Genomic DNA, 19313 nt, shown 5'->3' on the forward strand with positions numbered 1-19313 from the left:
TCCCATGCCAGCTATAAAAAGAGAATGGAGGCGTCAGCGCCTCCACGCTGGCGATCCACTTGATCGCCTGTTAGCGATTTTTGGTGCCGTAGTTGGGCGCCTCTTTGGTGATCATGACGTCATGGGGATGGCTTTCACGCAGGCCAGCATTGGTAATACGGGTAAACTGCGCGTAGTTCTGCATGTCGCTGATGGTTGCCGATCCAGCATAACCCATGGCCTGGCGCAGACCGCCAACCAGCTGGAAGACCAGGGGTCCCAGCATACCTTTATAAGGTACACGGGCCTCGATGCCTTCAGCGATCAGTTCTGTTTCGTCTACCTCGCCCTGGAAGTAGCGGTGCTTGCTATAGCTCCTCTGCTTCATGGCGCCGATCGAACCCATGCCACGATAGTCTTTGAAGCGCTCACCGCGGGAGATGATCAGTTCACCTGGACTCTCATCAACACCAGCCAGCAGGCTACCCAGCATAACACTGTCAGAACCGGCGACGATAGCTTTGGCGATGTCACCTGAATACTGAATACCACCATCACCGATGATGGGGATATTGTAGCGGCGGGCAACGGCGGCACAATCATAGATGGCGGTAATCTGGGCCATACCAACGCCAGAGATAATACGTGTGGTACAGATGGAGCCCGCGCCGATACCTACCTTTACGGCATCGACACCGGCCTGGATCAGAGCCTCAGTAGCCTCGGCCGTGACGACATTGCCGGCCACCAGCTGGACCTTCTTGCCGAAGCGGTCGCTGATCTGGGCCACTCGTTCAATAACCATACGTGAATGTCCATGCGAGGTATCCACTACCAGCGCATCGACCCCCTCTTCCACCAGCGCGGCGCAGCGGTCCAGCGAATCAGGACCCACACCGACGGCGGCAGCCACGCGCAGACGACCATATTCGTCTTTGGCGGCGTTGGGATACAAGATCTTCTTCTGAATGTCCTTCATCGTGATCAGGCCCTTGAGCATGCCATGATCATCAACCACGGGCAATTTTTCTACCTTGCTGCGGTGGAGGATTTCGCGAGCCTGTTCCAGGGTGGTTCCAACGGGGACGGTTACGAGGTTTTCACGCGTCATCAGATCGGAGATAGGACGGTCAACATTCGTTTCAAATCTCATGTCGCGGTTCGTCAGGATGCCTACCAGTTTTCCCTCCTCAGTGATGGGAATACCAGAGATATGAAAGCGCTTCATAACCTGTAGCGCTTCATTGAGAGCAGCGTCAGGCTCCAGGGTAATTGGATCAGTGATCATACCAGACTCAGAACGCTTGACCTTATCTACCTCTTGAGCCTGGAACTCGATGGACGCATTACTATGTATTACACCAATACCACCTTCACGCGCTAGAGCAATGGCCATACGGGCTTCAGTGACTGTATCCATAGCGGCACTAACAATCGGAATATTGAGGGATATTGTACGGGTGAATCGTGTCTGGGTGGAAACTTCGCGGGGAAGAACTGAAGATGCGGCGGGAATGATCAGCACATCATCAAACGTGAGGCCTTCTTTGGCAAACTTCTGGGCAAAGGAGTCCGGGTTTTGTGCCAGAGACATGGTTTAAGACATCCTCCTTATAAAAAACACCAGCACACATTCTTAACGTGTACTGGTCCCTTGGCGGGTAAAACAGGCAAGTACCTGCACTGCTTTTAAGACAAATCTACTCGATAATTTTTGATAGTGTAACATCTAGAATTGGAGGTCGTCAAATAGATCATTTCATACCCATGGCTGACTTTAAAATATGGCCCCTTCGGCTGCGGGTAATCGGGGCGTGACACTATTCAGCACTCCCATAACGAAAAAAGCTCCCCCGTATAAAATAGGCAGGGAAGCTTTTTCTATCTGTATGGTCGCTTACTAAGAGTTATAGGGTGCGGCGACCACGTGAACCCATCACCAGGTTGTAGATGATAACGACAACGGCGATGACCAGCAGAATGTGAATCAATGCGCTGGAAACGTGCAGGACGAGAAATCCAAGCAGCCAGAGGATGAACAATACAACGGCTACTGCCCAAAGTAAACCAACCATGATGTATCTCCTTTGACAAAAAGGTTAAAACTGACAAAAATGTATTTTCCGATTATGACTTGTGGAAACATTCTTTATGTAACCACTTTATATACGATTCACGAACCAAAATAGATGTACAATCTTAACGGGACCATTTAAATGCCGCCTTCGGCGGCAGTGGGGAAGGAGGAGGAAGCGGGGACATGATCATGCCCCCGGCATGCTCGCCCGCACCCCGCAAGGGGCTAGCCGCCCCTTGAGCCCGCTAAGCGCTACTTTCAAAAAACTCTACGATCCTAAGGCTACGCTTGTCATCTGGCCAAAACTGCTGTACTTTATACAAAGGATTTCTAATTTCTGGTTGATGCGATCCTGGGCGCTGTGTTTCAGGTCGCGTCCATGAAATGGTTACATATTAAGGAGTAGCTCTTATGTCTGCTCACACGCAGACAACGACACATATGGTACAGCCGCAATCGTCAGATGGCGCGGCCATCGTCGTTGAGAATTTCAGCAAAAGCTACGGCGCGCATCGCGTCGTCGATCATTTACAATTTCAGGTTCAGCCCGGAGAGGTATTCGCTCTGCTGGGCCCTAATGGCGCGGGCAAAACGACAACGGTTGAGACCCTGGAGGGCTATCGGACTCCCGATGAGGGGACGATTCGCGTGCTGGGACTCGATCCTGTGCGCCAGGCTCAGGCGTTAAAGCCCCGCATCGGCGTCATGCTGCAGCAGGATGGCCTCTACCCCGCTCTGACGGCCCGCGAGGTGCTCAGTCTGTTCGCGGGCTACTACGCGCAACCACAGGCGGTGGATGCGCTGTTGGAACGAGTGGGACTGACTTCGGCGGCCAGAACACGCTGTCGCCGTCTTTCGGGTGGCCAGAAACGCCGCCTGGCGCTGGCAGTGGCCCTGGTCGGCAATCCTGAACTGGTCTTTCTGGACGAGCCTACGGCGGGCATGGATCCCCAGGCGCGCCAGACGACCTGGGAGATTGTGCGCGAACTGAAGCGCAGCGGCGTGACCATCCTGCTCACCACCCATCTAATGGACGAGGCGGAGCGGCTGGCCGATCGCGTCGCCATTATTGACCATGGTCAGTTGATCGCGATGGATACACCGGGCAACCTCACCGGCGGCCAGAACGCCAATATCGTGCGCTTCGTAGCGCCCGAAGGACTGGACTGCACGCGACTGGCGGCGCTACCCGCGGCGAAAAGCGCGGAAGAGGTACGTGCCGGGAGCTACGTCATTGAGTCCGATAACATTCCAACGCTCCTGGTGGAGTTAACCACCTGGCTACGAGATCAGAACATCGCTCTCTCTGAGCTACGCGTAGGCCACGGCTCACTGGAAGATCTCTTCTTACGCTTAACTGGATCAGAGGTACGAGATTAACATCATGGCCACACATTCATCATTAACAACAGATACGACACAAGCTCAGCGTAATAATGCGCCTGCCTCAACAGGACGTCAGATCCTCAAGCAGACGCAGTTCGAGCTATTGCTCACCAGCAGGCGCGGAGAAAACGTGCTGGTCACACTGATCATTCCTGTGATGCTGCTCGTTTTCTTTGCCTCACTGCGCATCATTCCTATTGGTCCAGGCGAGAACGCGGCATCGTTCCTGCTACCAGGCATCCTGGCTATCGCTATTATGGCCGCTGGCATGGTCAACCTGGGTATCGCGACCGCCTATGAACGTTACTATGGTGTGCTCAAGCGCCTGGGCAGTTCCCCACTGTCTCGCAGCGGACTCATTATCGCCAAGATCATCTCGATACTGGTTCTGGAAGTGGTGCAGGTCTTGCTGCTGGTTGGCGTGGCGATGGCGCTCTACGGCTGGCGGCCGGTCGGCTCAATGCCTTTCGCGCTGCTCTCGATCGCACTGGGCACCATCACCTTCGCGGCCCTGGGACTGGCGATGGCGGGCGCACTCCGCGCGGAGATGACGCTGGCAGGAGCGAACGCGCTGTTTTTGGTCTTCATCCTGCTGGGTGGTGGCATCCTGCCACTGGACCATCTGCCGGCGCCGCTTGCGGCTCTTGCCCAACTGCTACCAGCCTCGGCGCTCACACAGGCCCTGCAACAAACGATGTCCAGCCATGGTAGCTTCCCGCTCTATCCTATCCTGCTGCTGGCCTTCTGGGCTATCGTGATCCTGCTGGTCGCGATTCGCACCTTTAAATGGGAGTAGGTGCGTCCCTCACGGGCGCTTCCTCCTCGCACCGGCGCGTGATTAATTCGCGCGCCGACTCACCTGGGGCACTTCGGCTTCCTCTTCATCTTCATAATAGTCCTCGTCATACTCCTGTGACTGCGTCAACTGGAACACAGCAACCAGGAACATGACCAGCATGATGATGTGGAGAACCGTACACCAGGCGCAGATGTTATGCAGGTAAACCAGTTCGGCATAGACCAGGTAGAGGGCGGTCAGCACACCAGTGGCGAACCAGATCGCTTCCACGATTTTGAGCAGGCGCTCCTGCGACCAGATCTTCCAGGCGGCAAAGGCCAGGGCGCCGCTTACCAGAAACCAGAGCAAGCCAGGCACGGAGATGGGGATAGTTGTACCCGGCACGACCGAGAATGAGCTCGAAAGTACCCGTTCACAGTTGACGATGCCACTGGTGGAACAAACAACCGGCACTTTATCATAGTGGGCAATCGTCAGATAAATGGAGATAGCTACACCAACAACCGACAAAATCATATAGATAAACTGGGCACCATAGCTACGAAAATACGTCATGCAAACCTCGCTGGCCTCTATGTTGAACTTAGTATAGGATGGCATTACTCACTATGCTCTACCAGGATAGCATAAAACCGAGCACAACCACTTGTCAATGAATTCTCTACCGCTCTGATACATTTATATACGCACACGCTTCATCGCGGTAGAGAATCTCATCACGACTATCTATCTATTCCTGTACAACTTCATTTACGACAGGAGATGTTACCTGGTCGGAGAAGTGGCAGGCCGCGTAATGCTCATGACCTTCCTTGGCTTCGAATGCGGGTTCCACCTCGCGGCATATCTTCTGCGCCATAGGGCAGCGCGTATGGAAACGACAACCCGCTGGCATATGCATGGGACTTGGCAGGTCACCGGTCAGGATGATGCGCTGCCGCTTCTTCTCAATCCGTGGATCCGGAATGGGAACCGCCGAGAGCAGGGCACGCGTGTAGGGATGTTTGGGAGCTGTGTAGAGCTCATCTCGGTCCGCCAGCTCGACGATCCTGCCCAGGTACATAACAGCCACGCGGTCCGCCACGTGGCGGACAACGCTCAGGTCGTGCGAGACAAACAGATAGGTCAGGTTGAAGCGGCGCTGCAGACTCTGCAGCAGATTCAGGACCTGTGCCCGCACCGAGACATCGAGCGCTGAGACCGGCTCATCAGCGATAATAAGCTCGGGATTCAGCGCCAGGGCGCGCGCTACCGCGATGCGCTGGCGCTGGCCCCCACTAAATTCATGGGGATAGCGGTCGATATACTCAGAACGCAGACCGACCAGGCGCAATAACTCTTCCGTCCTGGTGCGAATCTCCTGCTTGCCCCCCATCTGGTAAATATGCATGGGCTCCGCGATCAACGAGCCAATCGTAAAACGGGGATTGAGAGAGGCAAAGGGGTCCTGAAAGATCATCTGGACCTGCCTGCGCATCTTCCACAGGGCCTCACTATCCATCGTTACCAGGTCCTGACCATCAAAAAGCACCTGGCCGGCGGTCGGCTTATATAAACGGATAATTGAGCGACCAATCGTGGTTTTACCGGAGCCGCTTTCACCCACCAGGCCCAGCGTTTGACCACGCTCAATGCTAAAGCTTACGTCGTCGACCGCCTGTACGTTTCCGACGGTACGCTGGAAAATAATGCCCCGGGTCACAGGAAAATACATCTTCAGGTTGCGCACATCAAGCAACACCTTGCTGCCCACTGCTGTCTCGGCCATCGTCGCGACCTCCTTTCAGCCTATAAATGACTATCATCCCTGCGAAACCTTCTCGCCAGCAGTTTGAAACACCGTCTGTAAAGCCTGGCGTCGCGCCTGTTGACGCTGACGAGCCATGCTCTGCTGTTTGGGATCGGTCACGTCAGCCCAGCAGGCTTTACGATGGGCCGGCTGGCCGGTTAACGCTTCCAACGGGGGCATTTCTCGGCAGGCCGCGCGCGCAAATGAGCAACGAGGCATAAAAGGACAGCCCGTGGGGGGTCGCAGTAGATCAGGTGGCGAACCCTCGATCGTATTAAGTTCCTGCTGTCGTGCTTCGTCCAGGCGCGGCACCGAAGAGAGCAGACCCAGGGTATAGGGATGGCGGGGATTAGCAAAGAGCTCGTCGGTCGGCCCCTCCTCCACCACTTTCCCCGCGTACATTACGACCACGCGATCGGCAATCCCCGCTACAACTCCCAGATCGTGGGTAATCAAAATAAGCGATGTGCCCAGGTCTTTACAGACCCCGCTGATCAATTCGAGGATCTGGGCCTGCACGGTAACGTCAAGGGCGGTCGTGGGCTCATCGGCGATCAACAGGCGGGGATTGCAGGCCAGAGCGATGGCGATCATCACACGCTGGCGCATGCCGCCGCTGAACTGGTGCGGAAAGGCGTCTACACGATGCTGAGGATCTGGAATACCCACCTGCTCCAGTAACTCAATAGACCGCCTGCGCGCCTCACCACTTCCCAGCTTCAGATGGATGCGTAACCCTTCGGCGATCTGCTTGCCAATCGTCATGGTGGGATTCAAGCAGGCCATGGGGTCCTGAAAAATCATGCCGATCTGTCCGCCGCGAATGCCACGCATAGCCTTCTCGGACAGATCCAGCAGGTTCTTTCCGGCGAAAAAGACCTCACCGCCCATATACTCACCCGGCGGCTGGGGCACCAGGCGCATAATAGAAAGGGCGGTCACGCTTTTGCCGCAACCACTCTCTCCTACCAGCGCTACCTTCTCACCAGGCCTGACCGCAAAACTGACGCCATCTACCGCATGCACATAGCCGGCCCTGGTTTTGAAGTGTGTCTTCAGGTCCTGTACATCTAAGAGATACTCCTTCAAATCATACGTCTCCTTGCTATCAACGATTGTCGTCCCGACACGAGTTGAGCTATCGAGAGAAAAAAACATTCCCTATCATATGAGACGTCGGACTGATAGAAAAAGTGAAAGTATATCTCAGACTCAGGATGCAGCTGCGAGAATACCACGCTCCACGACCAGATCAACAAACAGGGTTTTATAGCCCACTTCATTGAAGAGCACCACCATTTTGTCGCCTTCATAACGTAGCACTATGCCATCGCCCCAGCTTTTATGCATGACTTTGCTGTTGATCGGGAAGGGCTGCTGGGCGTTATCGGTCACCGTGATGCCCGCGTCACAGTTATCACAGTTATAGCAGGGGGGATTGTCCATGCTTTCGCCAAAGTAATTCAAAAGGAATTCGCGCCGGCAGTCGCCGACTTCGGCATAACTACGGATCATTTCGATGCGCGAACGATCGTACTCGCGCCGCGATTGGTGCGCCTCCATCGCCTCCTGCATCACCTCATCAAGATTATTGATGTGACCATTGGACATCACTTCTCCTGTGGACAGGATGGTGATTGCGTCTCCCTCTTCCAGACGCGTCAGAGCTTCAGTCAATTTTGAACGTGAAAGATGCGTCTCCTCCGAGAGCGCCTGCAGGGTTACGGGCTCGGTCTGTTCTTGCAGGACACGAGCCACCAGTTCCACCTGGTCGATATCGATGCGGCCAGCACCGGCGAAGAAACGATGGATGCGCAGATCTTCGGTGCGGTAAAACAGGATAGCCCTGGCAGGAAGACCATCACGGCCCGCTCGCCCCACCTCCTGATAGTATGAATCCAGCGAGTCGCTGATATCGTAGTGATAGACAAAGCGCACATTCGGCTTATCAATGCCCATCCCAAAGGCTACCGTGGCGACGATGACCTCGATCTCGTCATGCATAAACTGGTTCTGCACCTGCTCACGATCGACTGCACGCATTCCCGCATGGTAGAAAGCCGCTTTGACGCCTCGTTCGCAGAGTGCCCCGGCGATCTCTTCGGAGTGTTTGCGCGTCGCGGTATAGATGATGCCGGGTCGCTCGCTTTCCAGGACGCGTTCCAGCAGGGCATTCCTCTTATCCGCCTCACTCCGAAACTTCTCAACACCCAGCCAGATATTGGGTCGGTCAAATCCCTGCACGACGATTTGCGGATCATTCATCTGCAAGCGTTCGATGATCTCTTCACGTACCAGGGGCGCGGCGGTGGCGGTCAAGGCGACCACCGTTGGATGGCCGAGGGCCTGGATCACAGAGTTCAGGCGTAGATACTCAGGTCGGAAGTCATGTCCCCATTCGCTGATGCAGTGGGCCTCGTCAATAACGAAAAGCGCTGGCTGCGCGGCCTTTAGCTGCTCAAGCATATCTTCGTTATTGAACTGTTCCGGGGCCAGAAAGAGAAAGTTAAGCTCACGCTTTTTGAGCCGCCCCAGCACTTCCGCACGCTCAGCCTCTCGCATCGTTGAGTTGATCAGAGCCGCGTTCCCCACATTGAGATCCTCTATCGCTTCTACCTGGTCGCGCTGCAGGGCGATCAACGGCGACACGATAATCGCCGGACCCTTCAGCAGCAGGGCGGTCACCTGGTAAATCAAGGATTTACCCAGGCCAGTAGGTAAAATTGCGATGGTGTCTTGACCGTCTAAAATCGAACGGATCGCCGCCGCCTGGCCAGGCCGTAGCTCTTCATAACCAAATTTCTCACGCGTAATCCGCTCGAGTTGACGCGTGCTCTTTCGTCTAATCATCCCGGTCATCCATTTCATCTATTGTTTTTTGCTTCATTGCAACATTTTTTATAGTTATCGCAATAAGAGGGACGCGGGCTCATAGCACATGTGTTGCGCAATGTGTTTAGACAGTGTCTGATTCTCATGATCATCGCCTGCAGCATGCTTGAGCTTTCGCACCTCTGGTGCTCACAAATCCATGGTGTGTTGGTGCAGCAGGGGCGCTTTCGCGCCCCTGTTGCACCAACACACAAAACCAGTGCGGCCGCGTAGCGGACGCATGTGTAGGGGCGTTCATGTCCCCAGGGTGATGAGAGTCAGACACTCTCAGAGAGCCAGCGCGAATACTATATATATAAGAAACGGATGATAAAGATAAACAGATGAACTCATGCATAAAGAGAAGATAAGGCCTGAGGATTTCAGGCTAACGCGCCACTATCTCCATAGCTGATGGTCCAGATGGCGTGGGTTTGTGGGATAGAAGACGTCAGATCCTGGCGCTGCGCGTAATTGTCTTCAGAGAGAGGTAGCTTCATAAAAAGAGCGCGCCGATCGTCCGGAAAATTTTGAATCTCCATGTGTCCATTGTGCCGCTCCACTATCTTGCGCGCAATGTAAAAGCCCGCGCCCAGTGAGTGCGCACCCTGGTCGCGCAGGGTGAGAATGGCTTCTTTGCCCACCTGTTGTAACGTAATGGTGGTCGGATATTGCTGGCGGATCGAGCTCTGGGTGCTGTCGATGAGCGTGCTCAATACCTGGCGGATCTGCTTCTCATCGACTTCCACCTCCAATGGTCCGGCCAGACCCTGATGCTCGAGCTGCATATCAGTATCGGAGGTCTCTTCCTGCAAGATACTATGGCAGAGACGGGCCAGGTCACAGCGCTGTCGGCGCAGGATGAAGCGCTGCGTATCAATGCTGGATGTGTTGAGTAGTTCATGCACCAGCGCCTCGGTCCGCTCAATCGACTCCTCAATGGTACTAAAACTCCTGGTCACAATCTCGGAGAGCTCGCTGCCCTCTAATTTCTGGCGTAAAAGCTGAGTCAGGCTTTTCAGACGCGTGATCGGCTCTTTAAGCTCCTGTGATACCAGGCTGAGTACTTTATCCTTGGTGGTATGTGCCTCGGCCAGCTCTTCTGTGCGCTGCTGCACCAGCCGCTCCAGGGAGCGCGTGTAAAGCTCCAGAGCCTGCTGCTGTTCCTGTACCTGGCGGCGCAATTGGCAGGTCTGGATAGCACGCAGCAAGGCGGCCACAAAGTTATCGCGCTCAATGGGCTTCTGGATATAATCATAAGCACCCCCACGCAGAGCCTGGATCGCCAGATTGTGTTCTCCGTGACCGGTAATCAGGATGGTCGGTGTATCGGGCTGGGATTCGCGAATTTTCGACAGTAGCGTCAGCCCATCCATCTCTGGCATCTTGATATCGCTCACGATGGCATCGTAGCGCTTTTCCTTTAATAACTGTAGCGCCATGGGGGCCGATTGGGCCGTGGAAACCTCCACGTGCGGCAGACGCAGTGAAATGGTTCTGGGTAATGCATGCAGCAGTGCGGGATCATCATCCACAATTAAAATAGTGGGCGCCTGTTGCTGCTGCTGTGAAACAGCCTGCGCTACGATCTGCGGCGAAAAGCGAAAGTCGCAGGAGCGCGCCAGTAGTCCAGCGTGCAATCGTATGCCGACCTGGTCAAGCGTCACCAGGTACCAGCCGGCCGCATCTATAGCGACATGGCCTGGTATCCAGGAGCCAAAGACATAAATTTCTATATTCTCGCCGCTAGACAATTCATGCCCATCTAACAGCAGACAATTCCGCTCCTCATCAAATGCCAGCGTACCGGTCATCTCATTAGTATTTTTCTCATCCATCATTCTCAATCAATCCAAATTTCGTCAAAGTGCTAGCCTTAGATAGAGATACTAAGCATATTACAGAAAAAAACACAAGATGCTTTCTGAATACAATAACATTGTCGGCTCACGAATAGCAATCTGACGAGAAAAGTAGCCATAGTCGCCCATAAAGATATAGAACGATAGTACCCCGGCGGCACACTTCACGCCCAAAAATTACTGTGGGACGTCTCCTGATTTATAATATATTCTTGGATTATGGAATCATTCACTGGTATCGTGACTCAAGGCGAAAGACAATTTCATCAATGCATACCTGAATCAAGGGAGACCACAGGTGATGAATATGCTGGACGTGCAGGATGTCGTGAAATGCTTCGGGACAACAATAGCGCTCGACCACACAAGCTTTAGCTTGCGCAACAATGACTTTCTGGTTCTGGCGGGACCCTCTAATAGCGGCAAGACAACATTGTTTCGTTTGCTCAGCGGACTTGAGCAGCCAGATGCGGGCACGATCTGGCTCAATGGTGTCAATATCGGGATGATGAAAGGGGGAGCACGTAAAGTGGCGCTGGTGTCGCACAAATATGGGGTCGCCAATCAGCTAAGCGTTTATGATAATATCGCGCAGCCACTGCGCTTCCGGCGTCAGTCAAAGAAAATAGTCGACCAGCAGGTACAAAGCGCCCTGGAGATTCTGGAGCTCCAGCATATTCAGAAGATGCCTGTGAAGCGGCTTTCAGGAGGTGAGATACAGCGAGTCGTGATCGCCAGAGCTATGGTCAGAGATGCCGATCTCTATCTCTTCGATGAGCCGCTGGCGCAACTTGATCCGCATACCCATCATCGCGCGCAACAGGCCATACAGCTGGTACATCGCCTCAAGGGGGCGATTAGCATCTATGCAACGCAACATCCTGCCAGCGCCCTGACGATCGCGACCCGGTTGGCCCTCATTTATCAGGGCCGCATCCAGCAGATCGGGACACCAGAAGAGGTTTTGCGCCGACCAGCCAATCTCTTTGTGGCTGAATACTTACATCAACCCAGGTTAAATCAAGTTCCTGCATCCGTGCACGCCACGGATACAGGCTATCTCATTCAAGCTGATGGATTTAACTTTATCCTGCCACCAGCATGGCGAGCATCATTCGCGCAACTCGCCAATCAAACCAGCGTCATTCTCGGCATTCGCCCCAATACCATCCTCTCAACCTTGACACCTCCATCGCCAGATGCCAGTGGATACATACATATACCTGCGCAGATCACTCATATTGATCACTTAATGGGAAAATGGACCATGCAGCTCCGCGTTGGGCAGCAGACCAGCCTGGTCGCCGAGCTGAAAGATATCCATCATCCTTCGCTCCAGACCGGTACGCGCATAGAGATCGGCCTTCATCCAGTTGATATCTGCCTCTTCCATCCCACAGCCAGGACGCTGCTGCCACCTCCATCGTGGTAGTATCCGTCGTTCCACAGGTACCGGATCTTCATTCTTCCGTCTGATTAGAGAGGGTGCGAAGATACATAACAAGAGAGATAAAACCACAAATATCAATGAGTGCGCTAAATCCAAAATAACCCGTAAATAACGTGATCAGGCTAAATAGAAAACAGACAATGCCCAGAAGCGCCCATTTACGACCAGGGTTTTCCATCTCTTTGCCCCTTTGACCAGATATAAAAATGCTTTACAATATCTATTTTACGCACAGAAGATCATCATTCTACAAGAGCAGCTTTATTTTTTAGAATGTGTCTAGAAACCTTTATGGGTTTTCTTTCGTGTCATTATTTAACAGCTTCTCTCGATTAGATCCCTGTATGCCCGGATTTTAGCGAAAAGGAATATGGAATATGAGCCAACAGGATAAATCACACGAACAACAATCTGCTCCCCGACCTATCAAAGGGACCAATGATGTTGAGGTTGATGCCGATCTGGGCGATAGCATTGCGCAAGAGCTAGGCAAGCTCTCCACCAGGAAATCCCACCTGGATGCAGAAGCGGTCAAACAAGATCTCGAACGCAAGCACCAGCCGCAACCATCCGTGACCGGCAGCGAAAATATAGAGGCCGATACCGACCTGGGCGATGGAGCAATCGCCAGCGAACTTGGCCCCCTATCTGGCCGCCGGGTCAGACAAGAACAGAAGCAAGCATACGATGAAGGAAAGCCACTGAGTACCGATTTCGAAAATGATTAGCTCCGTACCGATATAATCAGGGCCAAAGAATAACTAAATAGTTCCGGCTTGCGCATATGCACATGCCGGAACTATTTAGTTATTCTTTGGCCTACTCAATGTGGTACCTCTCCCCCAACTGCTATTAACCACGAAAGATATTCTCTCGGTGGTAGTGAAGATAGTGTAGAGCAGGTTTTTTGGCCAGCGCAGGTAACAGCAATGTTGAGTACATGATACTTCCAAAATAATGTTCCGTGACCTGGTCAGAGATGATGCTTTGCTGCAGTGTCGCTGCCCGGCGGATAACATAAGTATCTTCTATGGTCAGATACCCCTGATCAAAGCCTGCATCATGTATCACACAAGCGGTCAAACCATTGCGCACATCCGTCCGTTCTACATCATTAGACTTCGCCCATGGCTTGATATGGGAAGCACGCAAGAGGCCACTATTCTTTCCCAACATACGAGGTTGAAAGCCACAAAAAACACAGGTCCCCTTGCAATTACCCAACACCGTGCTGGCAAAACGATGTTGCGCCATGCGTACTTTTCGTTCGAACATCTTCTCAGTCAAAGCGTTACTCAGTTCGTATGCGGTGGCAACTTCCTTGATTCGATGCTCCTCCGTCTTGAGCAGATAAGCATTACTCACTGGTAACTCGTCCTGACCAAGTAGCAATGTGTCGTCGCTTACCTTCTCATGAAATAGATCTAAAAAGTCAGGCAGCAGGTCCTCTCCAATTAAAAGTTCACGAGCGACACGTATCACATCTTTATATAAGGCAATATAATCATCTGGGGAGGCAGACAAGCAAGCAAAGATTCTGACTTCATCTTTACCACCATGTGCACGCGAACCATCCATATTGAGCATTTTGCTTGTTATTGAAGAAACACTACGTTTAAAAAATCTAGCTAATACATTCAATTCATCCGGTACCAGGTGGATATTGCGCCCACCAAATCGATGAGGGTCGAGGATATAAAAAAGACCATAGCACATCAATAGCTCAACGCTGTTAAAATCCTCTTGCCGCTTACCGGGTGTTGGGGTTTGCCGTTGCTTGATCTTCAGTAACTGATGAGCAATATCCTGCCTTGAAAGATCGACGACATCCATGCCAAAGCCTGCTTTCTATACACCTGCCCTATTTAATCTACAGGTAATCTTAATTTTCGCGCGAGACGTAATAGCGCATCTGCTCATCGGCGCGTTCCAGCACATCCATGACCTCGTAGTGCAGCAGTTCCCTCCACAGGTACGGCGCGATACGTACTATTCCCTGCTCCTGATCGTATTCCATAAAGTTCTTGATCAGGAAACGCTCAAGTGGATGATTCACGATCAGCCGCTTGATCTCCTGATCGCTGGCCGTCAACGGCTGAACCATTAAGGAACCGGCGCGCTCTAGAGGTTGACCAAGTTCGACGTACTGCACATAGATATTGCGAAACTCGCGTACCAGGTCTTCAAGGCTCACCTTTCCTTCGCGGTCTACCAATGAGAAAAAGGCCTTGATCATCACGGGTTTATATGATCGGGAAAGGTTGCGGCTCCTGGCAAAATCTAGAAATTCTTGCTTCCAGGCCTGGCTCGACGCCGGTCGCTGTTCCAGGTTTAGCGCTCGGCGGATAGATTCGATGTGGTCACGCCTGAAGTAATAGCTGCTGCGACCAGAGGACTGCGGCTGGACAGCATCGGGAACAACGGTCCCATCTTCCACCCAGCGTCGGAGCCGGGCCGGATCGACGCGCAGGGCATAGCCCAGCGTATTCAGCATGATCAGGTCTTCGTCCGGGTTCAGGTCGATCGGCTGGTCGCTGGCCATCTGCTGGACATGCGCCTTATACGACGCGGGCGACTCGCTGATCCGGGCCGACCATAGATTTTTCATGGCCTCAAAGGACGCAAAGTAGTCGCCATCGATATCCAGCTTCTCCGCGTTATGTGGCGATGCCCTCAATCCGAGCCGGTGCTCAATCATTAAAGAGACGATCTGCTCGCCATTCAGGGTCAGCACGCGCGGGACCGAGGTGGTCGCCTTCTGCAACGCCTGTCGAGCATAGTCGGCGGTGGTGACAAATAAGCCGTTGGAGAAGCGGCCGGACAACGCACCCACAAAGCGGTCGATATCGGGTCGCTGTACATTGTTGCGATAGCGCTTCACCTGGATGCCAAGCGGGAGCTTCCAGCTCCCGGCCACCAGCGTACCCTCGGCGTCGATACCACCATCCCCAACATAGCGGGTGACAGAGATATCCTCAAGGCCCGCATAGGGCAAAAAATTGCCGGCAAAAAACTCGAAGCTGCGCGCCGACATCGCCAGCAGCTGCATCCGCAGCTCGCGTCTAAGATCAGGCTGAATGGGGGGTTGCGGGTAAGATGACATAACCGTTTACTACATTCCTTTGCTTACTTCTTCAGATCCTTCTTTCTTCTGCCTGGTGCATAACTTACAGGCCGAAATCGCGCCACGCCTGACTTCAAGCGCACTCTCAATTATACCAGAAAAAGAGAGGGACAAGCCCTTGCCGCTGCAAATTATCCAGATGTTCCCCTAATTCTTCAGCAAAAGTTTGATCCTCAGGGTCATACGCACAAAAAACCTCCACGGTCCCTGCCCTCTCTTTCGTCATAGCCGTTACCTCTTTATCACTCAAATTACGTATATACGTCCCGGACAATATAATACTACACGTTTATCAATCACACATCTCTCTACATAAAAAACAGATTGATGGCACTGCAATAGGGCAATGCCATCAATCTGTTTGGGAACTCTAGCTATAAGTAGAGTAGCAAACAGCTACTCACAATCAGTCATCGCCGGAAAAGACGACGGTTGTAAGAGAATAGGGAGCGATCGTCTGCGCGTTGGCAGCCGCATTGCCCATAACATGGGTGACGGTGATACCGCCGCTGCTGTTAGCCCCATAGCTGTAGACGGTCGCGCCCGCGACATGCCCTGGATGCGCCTGCGACAGATCGACGCTATAGCTGTTATTCGGGTCTTTATTGATCAGCAGCACGGCGATACTGCCATCGAGCTGACGTACGGCGTGTACCGTGACAAGGCTCTGATTGGACGAGGCGGTCAACATACGATTATAGGGCTGCACGAGATGACTGACCATCTGCAACCCATAGTAGGTGGGGAATGGCGTATTGGCTGGTGGCTCGCTCACGCCACCGTCGCTGTTTCCGGCCGAAAGCATGCCGTAATCGCCATACGCTGTATCTCCAAAGAGGGTAGGACTGTTATTGCCATACGTCACGATACCATTGTGGGTATCCCACCAGTCGACGTTATTGACGCCGTTCTCCAGCCAGGTCATATAATCGTCGTCCAGGAACAGGGCGTTCACCACACTCACCGTCTGTTTGCCAGGATTATAAGGGACCGAGTTGGTTTCGGTCACATCGATCTTGACCTGGCCGGCCTTGCTGCCACAGTACTGATTGATCAACGAGTGCAGGGTTGCGACCTTGCCGGGGATGGCCGCGGTATTACCAAGCAGACCGACATCCGACTCATTGCCAGGGATAGCCGCGTAATCAGCGTACCAGTGGACGGCGGCGAAATCCATTTTAGAGCCAACGATCGAGAGCACGGTATGATTCCAGTCCTGCGTATCGCCGCTGGCAACCACTCCATCGGGCCAGTCACCCGGCATCGTCAGCACAATACCGATCTTAATGGTGGGGTCGACCGCCTTCATGGCCGAAATAAACTGCAGCGCATTGTTGGCGTAGGTGGCCGGACCCTTCTGGGCGTGCGTGTCATATTCCCAGTTCGCGCCATACGAGCCATTGCCATATATCTCGTTGCCGATCTCCCAGTACTGAACATGATAGTGTTTTGTAATATTGGCGTATTTCACCCACGCGGCCGCCTCAGCGGGTGTGCCCGATCCATAATTGGCGGTAACCATCGCCTGCGCACCGGTCTGATGGACCACGCGCATAAAGGCATCAAAGTCATTGGCGCCAGCATTGGTATTGTTTGGCTCAATCGTATTCGTCTGCCAGTGGTAGGTATCAGAGGTTGATCCACCTGGATAGCGCATCACCCTGACGCCCGCCTGTCGCAATAGCGAAGGGACCACCGCATCCTGCAGATGAGGATCCCAGACCGCATTGTTAACTCCCAGCGCTGTAGCAGGGATATGCCCAACCCCCTGCTGAGCATTTACCGTTATCTTCGCTGGTAGGGTTGCCGCGGAAGAGGCTGATGCGCTAAAGGGCACCGCCATCGCCACGGTCAGCATACCAAGCAATACAGCGGTCAAGGCAATCAATCGCCGCAACCACTGTGTAGAGAAGTAGTAAGAACTGGCCTTCCCTGACATAAAAGATCGCTCCTTTGCTTAAAGATCCCATACAACTGCCATATTTTAATGCAATAAAGCTAACGCACTGCTTTACCACACGACTTCAATGTACAGGCTTTTCAGGAGGTGAACAAGCCTTTTTTTTGTCAGTTTTTGCTCACTTTCTCGCCGGTGTACTAGAACAGGTAAAATTTATCTGAAGCAAAGAAAGCGCTATGTAAGAAACCCAAATCCGCAAATTATGAACTGCACTCTCGCAGTACCATGGTCTTGACAATGCGGAGCTAAGTGGTTATAATTCTACCAACAAGTAGGTAAAATATGACTGAGAATCCAAATAACGAAACATATACACGTATCCTTGAGGCGTCTGAAAAGTTGTTTGCGGAGCGCGGGTATGCCTCCGTCCGCTTGCGCGATATTGCCATGGCGGTCGGTATGCGGCATGCCTCACTCTACTATTATGCCCCTGAGGGCAAGCAACAACTGTTCATTGCTGTGATGGAGCGCACGTTTTCTCGCCATCGCGCCGGGCTCGAACAGGCAATCAGGCAAGCAGGGGATGATCTACGCGAGCAGCTCTTTGCGGTTGCCCGCTGGCTGCTCTCACAGCCGCCGATTGACATGGCGCGCATTCAACACGCCGATATGGTCGAGATTGGAGAACAGCAGGCACAACGCTTGCTCCAGCTTGCCTACAATTCGTTGCGTGAACCTATTCGTGTTGCTCTGCAGCAGGCAGAAGCTTCCGGCAGCATTGCCCTTGCCGAGCTTGATCTGGCTGCTATGGCTCTAGTCACGCTTATTCAGAGCGTCCATGCCATTCCAGGGTCATATACGCCGGCCACCCGCGAGAAGATCGGACAACAACTGGTTGATATGCTGCTTGTTGGCTGGTTGAAACGCTAAATTTTTTTGCGCCCTTTTTCTACCTACATGTAGGTAGAAAAAAAGGCGTTCATCGATGTACTGAGTCATATATGATGAAAGGATGGTTCATTATGGAACAGAAGATGCAGGCTATTGCTTTCCGCCGCTATGGAACCGTAGAGGTTCTCGAAACACTTGAAACTGAACGGCCCATTCCACGATCCGGGCAGGTACTTATTCGAGTCATTGCAGCTGGAGTCAATCCAGCCGACTGGGTGCTACGGAGTGGACAGCTGCGCTTTTTCGCGCGTTTGAAATTTCCCTTTATCCCAGGCAGTGATGTCGCAGGTATCGTAACCGCTATGGGACCAGGTACAGGCCGCTTTCGCCCCGGTGATGCTGTCTATGGCATGTTTCCAAGTATTAAGGGTGGAGGATATGCCCAATACGTCGCTGTCGCCGAGGATGTGCTGGCCCCTATCCCGCCACAACTCACATATGTAGAGGCGGCCGCTGTCCCACTGGCCTCCCTCACCGCTTTGCAGGCTCTCCGCGATCAGGGACAGGTTGCCCATGGCTCGTCGGTACTCATTTATGGCGCTTCTGGCGGGGTTGGCTCGTTCGCCGTGCAGATTGCTCGCAACCTGGGGGCACACGTTACGGCAGCCTGTAGCACCGGCAATATTGAGCTGGTCAAAAGCCTCGGCGCAAAAGCCGTCATAGACTACACGCGTAACGAGATCACGGCCAGTGATACCCACTACGACGTGATCTTCGATGCAGCCGGAGCCTTCCCGTTTAAGCACTGGCGCCCTATCCTCAAACCAAAAGGCCTCGTCGTCAGCATCAATCTTAACTTCGCCAATCCTCTGCAAACATTTCTGTCATGCTTTGAATCGACGGGCAAGCGTCTCAAGGGAGTTTTCGTCCGTCCTAGCGGAGACGACCTGACCAGATTAAGCGCTTGGATCAGCACTGGCAAGCTCCGTCCCGTAATTGAACAATCCTTCCCTTTGCTTCAGGCAGCCCAGGCACAACGCCGCAGCGAGAGCAGACGAGTACGTGGCAAGCTTGTGTTGGTGGTAGACGAAAAACTGGCTCAGACAACCGTCGAGGATGAACATTGTAACAACCGGGTTCGGCAATGGGAAGGCAGGGAATTGGATTAAATCTGCACAAATTCAG

At 53.1% G+C, this 19313-nt stretch carries 17 protein-coding genes; 6 read left to right on the forward strand and 11 right to left on the reverse strand.

All coding sequences use genetic code 11. From position 1 onward, the window contains the following. Positions 1–70: 70 nt before the first annotated feature. Together guaB and KTT_RS05670 are read right to left on the reverse strand one after the other, a co-directional pair. A complete protein-coding gene (guaB, locus tag KTT_RS05665; RefSeq protein WP_126595053.1) occupies positions 71–1573 on the reverse strand; it encodes an IMP dehydrogenase in 1503 nt (500 codons plus the stop codon). A gap of 313 nt (positions 1574–1886) precedes the next feature. Then, complete coding sequence (locus tag KTT_RS05670) at positions 1887–2054, reverse strand: lmo0937 family membrane protein (RefSeq protein ID WP_126595054.1); 168 nt, start codon at positions 2052–2054, stop codon at positions 1887–1889. Positions 2055–2467: 413 nt separating this feature from the next. Between KTT_RS05670 and KTT_RS05675 the strand changes: the two genes are divergently transcribed. Together KTT_RS05675 and KTT_RS05680 are read left to right on the forward strand one after the other, a co-directional pair. After that, positions 2468–3436, forward strand: a complete 969-nt coding sequence (locus KTT_RS05675; RefSeq protein WP_126595055.1) for an ABC transporter ATP-binding protein — start codon at positions 2468–2470, stop codon at positions 3434–3436. A gap of 4 nt (positions 3437–3440) precedes the next feature. Next, positions 3441–4238 carry an ABC transporter permease gene (locus KTT_RS05680; RefSeq protein WP_126595056.1) on the forward strand — a complete coding sequence of 266 codons (798 nt, stop codon included), beginning with the start codon at positions 3441–3443 and terminating at the stop codon, positions 4236–4238. Positions 4239–4280: 42 nt separating this feature from the next. Here KTT_RS05680 and KTT_RS05685 read toward each other — a convergent pair whose 3' ends face one another. The 5 genes from KTT_RS05685 to KTT_RS05705 form a co-directional block, all read right to left on the reverse strand. Continuing rightward, entirely contained in the window at positions 4281–4796 is a 516-nt protein-coding gene (locus tag KTT_RS05685) for a vitamin K epoxide reductase family protein (RefSeq protein ID WP_160145665.1), read from the reverse strand. Positions 4797–4971: 175 nt separating this feature from the next. Beyond that, positions 4972–6009 (reverse strand): ABC transporter ATP-binding protein, encoded by a 1038-nt coding sequence (locus KTT_RS05690; RefSeq protein ID WP_126595058.1) that lies wholly within the window; start codon positions 6007–6009, stop codon positions 4972–4974. Between the two features lie 33 nt (positions 6010–6042). Beyond that, a complete protein-coding gene (locus KTT_RS05695) occupies positions 6043–7119 on the reverse strand; it encodes an ABC transporter ATP-binding protein (RefSeq protein ID WP_307720637.1) in 1077 nt (358 codons plus the stop codon). Between the two features lie 123 nt (positions 7120–7242). Then, on the reverse strand, positions 7243–8880 hold the full coding sequence (locus tag KTT_RS05700) for a RecQ family ATP-dependent DNA helicase (protein WP_126595060.1): 1638 nt from the start codon (positions 8878–8880) through the stop codon (positions 7243–7245). Between the two features lie 404 nt (positions 8881–9284). Next, positions 9285–10742: a response regulator gene (locus KTT_RS05705; protein WP_126595061.1), complete on the reverse strand. Its 1458-nt coding sequence runs from the start codon at positions 10740–10742 to the stop codon at positions 9285–9287. A 322-nt stretch (positions 10743–11064) separates the two neighbouring features. Between KTT_RS05705 and KTT_RS05710 the strand changes: the two genes are divergently transcribed. Further along, positions 11065–12195: an ABC transporter ATP-binding protein gene (locus tag KTT_RS05710; protein WP_126595062.1), complete on the forward strand. Its 1131-nt coding sequence runs from the start codon at positions 11065–11067 to the stop codon at positions 12193–12195. A 28-nt stretch (positions 12196–12223) separates the two neighbouring features. On the opposite strand, the gene KTT_RS36045 is transcribed toward KTT_RS05710, so the two are convergent. Then, a complete protein-coding gene (locus tag KTT_RS36045) occupies positions 12224–12391 on the reverse strand; it encodes a hypothetical protein (protein ID WP_160145666.1) in 168 nt (55 codons plus the stop codon). A 199-nt stretch (positions 12392–12590) separates the two neighbouring features. On the opposite strand from KTT_RS36045, the gene KTT_RS05715 reads away from it, so the two are divergent. Next, positions 12591–12941, forward strand: coding sequence for a hypothetical protein (locus KTT_RS05715; RefSeq protein ID WP_126595063.1), 351 nt, complete (start codon positions 12591–12593; stop codon positions 12939–12941). Positions 12942–13065: 124 nt separating this feature from the next. Here the strand turns inward: KTT_RS05715 and KTT_RS05720 are convergent, their stop codons facing one another. The 3 genes from KTT_RS05720 to KTT_RS05730 all read right to left on the reverse strand — a co-directional run bounded on the left by KTT_RS05720 (position 13066) and on the right by KTT_RS05730 (position 17276). Beyond that, entirely contained in the window at positions 13066–14046 is a 981-nt protein-coding gene (locus tag KTT_RS05720; protein ID WP_126595064.1) for an HNH endonuclease, read from the reverse strand. 49 nt (positions 14047–14095) lie between these two features. After that, entirely contained in the window at positions 14096–15316 is a 1221-nt protein-coding gene (locus KTT_RS05725) for a restriction endonuclease (protein ID WP_126595065.1), read from the reverse strand. 427 nt (positions 15317–15743) lie between these two features. Then, the gene (locus KTT_RS05730; protein WP_235845610.1) at positions 15744–17276 is read right to left on the reverse strand and encodes a cellulose-binding protein; all 1533 of its coding nucleotides are present in this window, start codon (positions 17274–17276) and stop codon (positions 15744–15746) included. 303 nt (positions 17277–17579) lie between these two features. Between KTT_RS05730 and KTT_RS05735 the strand changes: the two genes are divergently transcribed. Then, on the forward strand, positions 17580–18167 hold the full coding sequence (locus KTT_RS05735; protein ID WP_126595066.1) for a TetR/AcrR family transcriptional regulator: 588 nt from the start codon (positions 17580–17582) through the stop codon (positions 18165–18167). A gap of 92 nt (positions 18168–18259) precedes the next feature. Beyond that, positions 18260–19297 (forward strand): NAD(P)-dependent alcohol dehydrogenase, encoded by a 1038-nt coding sequence (locus KTT_RS05740; protein ID WP_160145667.1) that lies wholly within the window; start codon positions 18260–18262, stop codon positions 19295–19297. The last annotated feature ends 16 nt before the right edge of the window (positions 19298–19313 follow it).

The organism is Dictyobacter aurantiacus (assembly GCF_003967515.1).
GTDB lineage: Bacteria > Chloroflexota > Ktedonobacteria > Ktedonobacterales > Ktedonobacteraceae > Dictyobacter > Dictyobacter aurantiacus.

Coding starts and splice junctions, on each gene's coding strand:
- guaB (WP_126595053.1), bottom strand. CDS start 1,573: ATGTCTCTGGCACAAAACCCGGACTCCTTTGCCCAGAAGTTTGCCAAA.
- KTT_RS05670 (WP_126595054.1), bottom strand. CDS start 2,054: ATGGTTGGTTTACTTTGGGCAGTAGCCGTTGTATTGTTCATCCTCTGG.
- KTT_RS05675 (WP_126595055.1), top strand. CDS start 2,468: ATGTCTGCTCACACGCAGACAACGACACATATGGTACAGCCGCAATCG.
- KTT_RS05680 (WP_126595056.1), top strand. CDS start 3,441: ATGGCCACACATTCATCATTAACAACAGATACGACACAAGCTCAGCGT.
- KTT_RS05685 (WP_160145665.1), bottom strand. CDS start 4,796: ATGACGTATTTTCGTAGCTATGGTGCCCAGTTTATCTATATGATTTTG.
- KTT_RS05690 (WP_126595058.1), bottom strand. CDS start 6,009: ATGGCCGAGACAGCAGTGGGCAGCAAGGTGTTGCTTGATGTGCGCAAC.
- KTT_RS05700 (WP_126595060.1), bottom strand. CDS start 8,880: ATGATTAGACGAAAGAGCACGCGTCAACTCGAGCGGATTACGCGTGAG.
- KTT_RS05705 (WP_126595061.1), bottom strand. CDS start 10,742: ATGATGGATGAGAAAAATACTAATGAGATGACCGGTACGCTGGCATTT.
- KTT_RS05710 (WP_126595062.1), top strand. CDS start 11,065: ATGAATATGCTGGACGTGCAGGATGTCGTGAAATGCTTCGGGACAACA.
- KTT_RS36045 (WP_160145666.1), bottom strand. CDS start 12,391: ATGGAAAACCCTGGTCGTAAATGGGCGCTTCTGGGCATTGTCTGTTTT.
- KTT_RS05715 (WP_126595063.1), top strand. CDS start 12,591: ATGAGCCAACAGGATAAATCACACGAACAACAATCTGCTCCCCGACCT.
- KTT_RS05720 (WP_126595064.1), bottom strand. CDS start 14,046: ATGGATGTCGTCGATCTTTCAAGGCAGGATATTGCTCATCAGTTACTG.
- KTT_RS05725 (WP_126595065.1), bottom strand. CDS start 15,316: ATGTCATCTTACCCGCAACCCCCCATTCAGCCTGATCTTAGACGCGAG.
- KTT_RS05730 (WP_235845610.1), bottom strand. CDS start 17,276: ATGTCAGGGAAGGCCAGTTCTTACTACTTCTCTACACAGTGGTTGCGG.
- KTT_RS05735 (WP_126595066.1), top strand. CDS start 17,580: ATGACTGAGAATCCAAATAACGAAACATATACACGTATCCTTGAGGCG.
- KTT_RS05740 (WP_160145667.1), top strand. CDS start 18,260: ATGGAACAGAAGATGCAGGCTATTGCTTTCCGCCGCTATGGAACCGTA.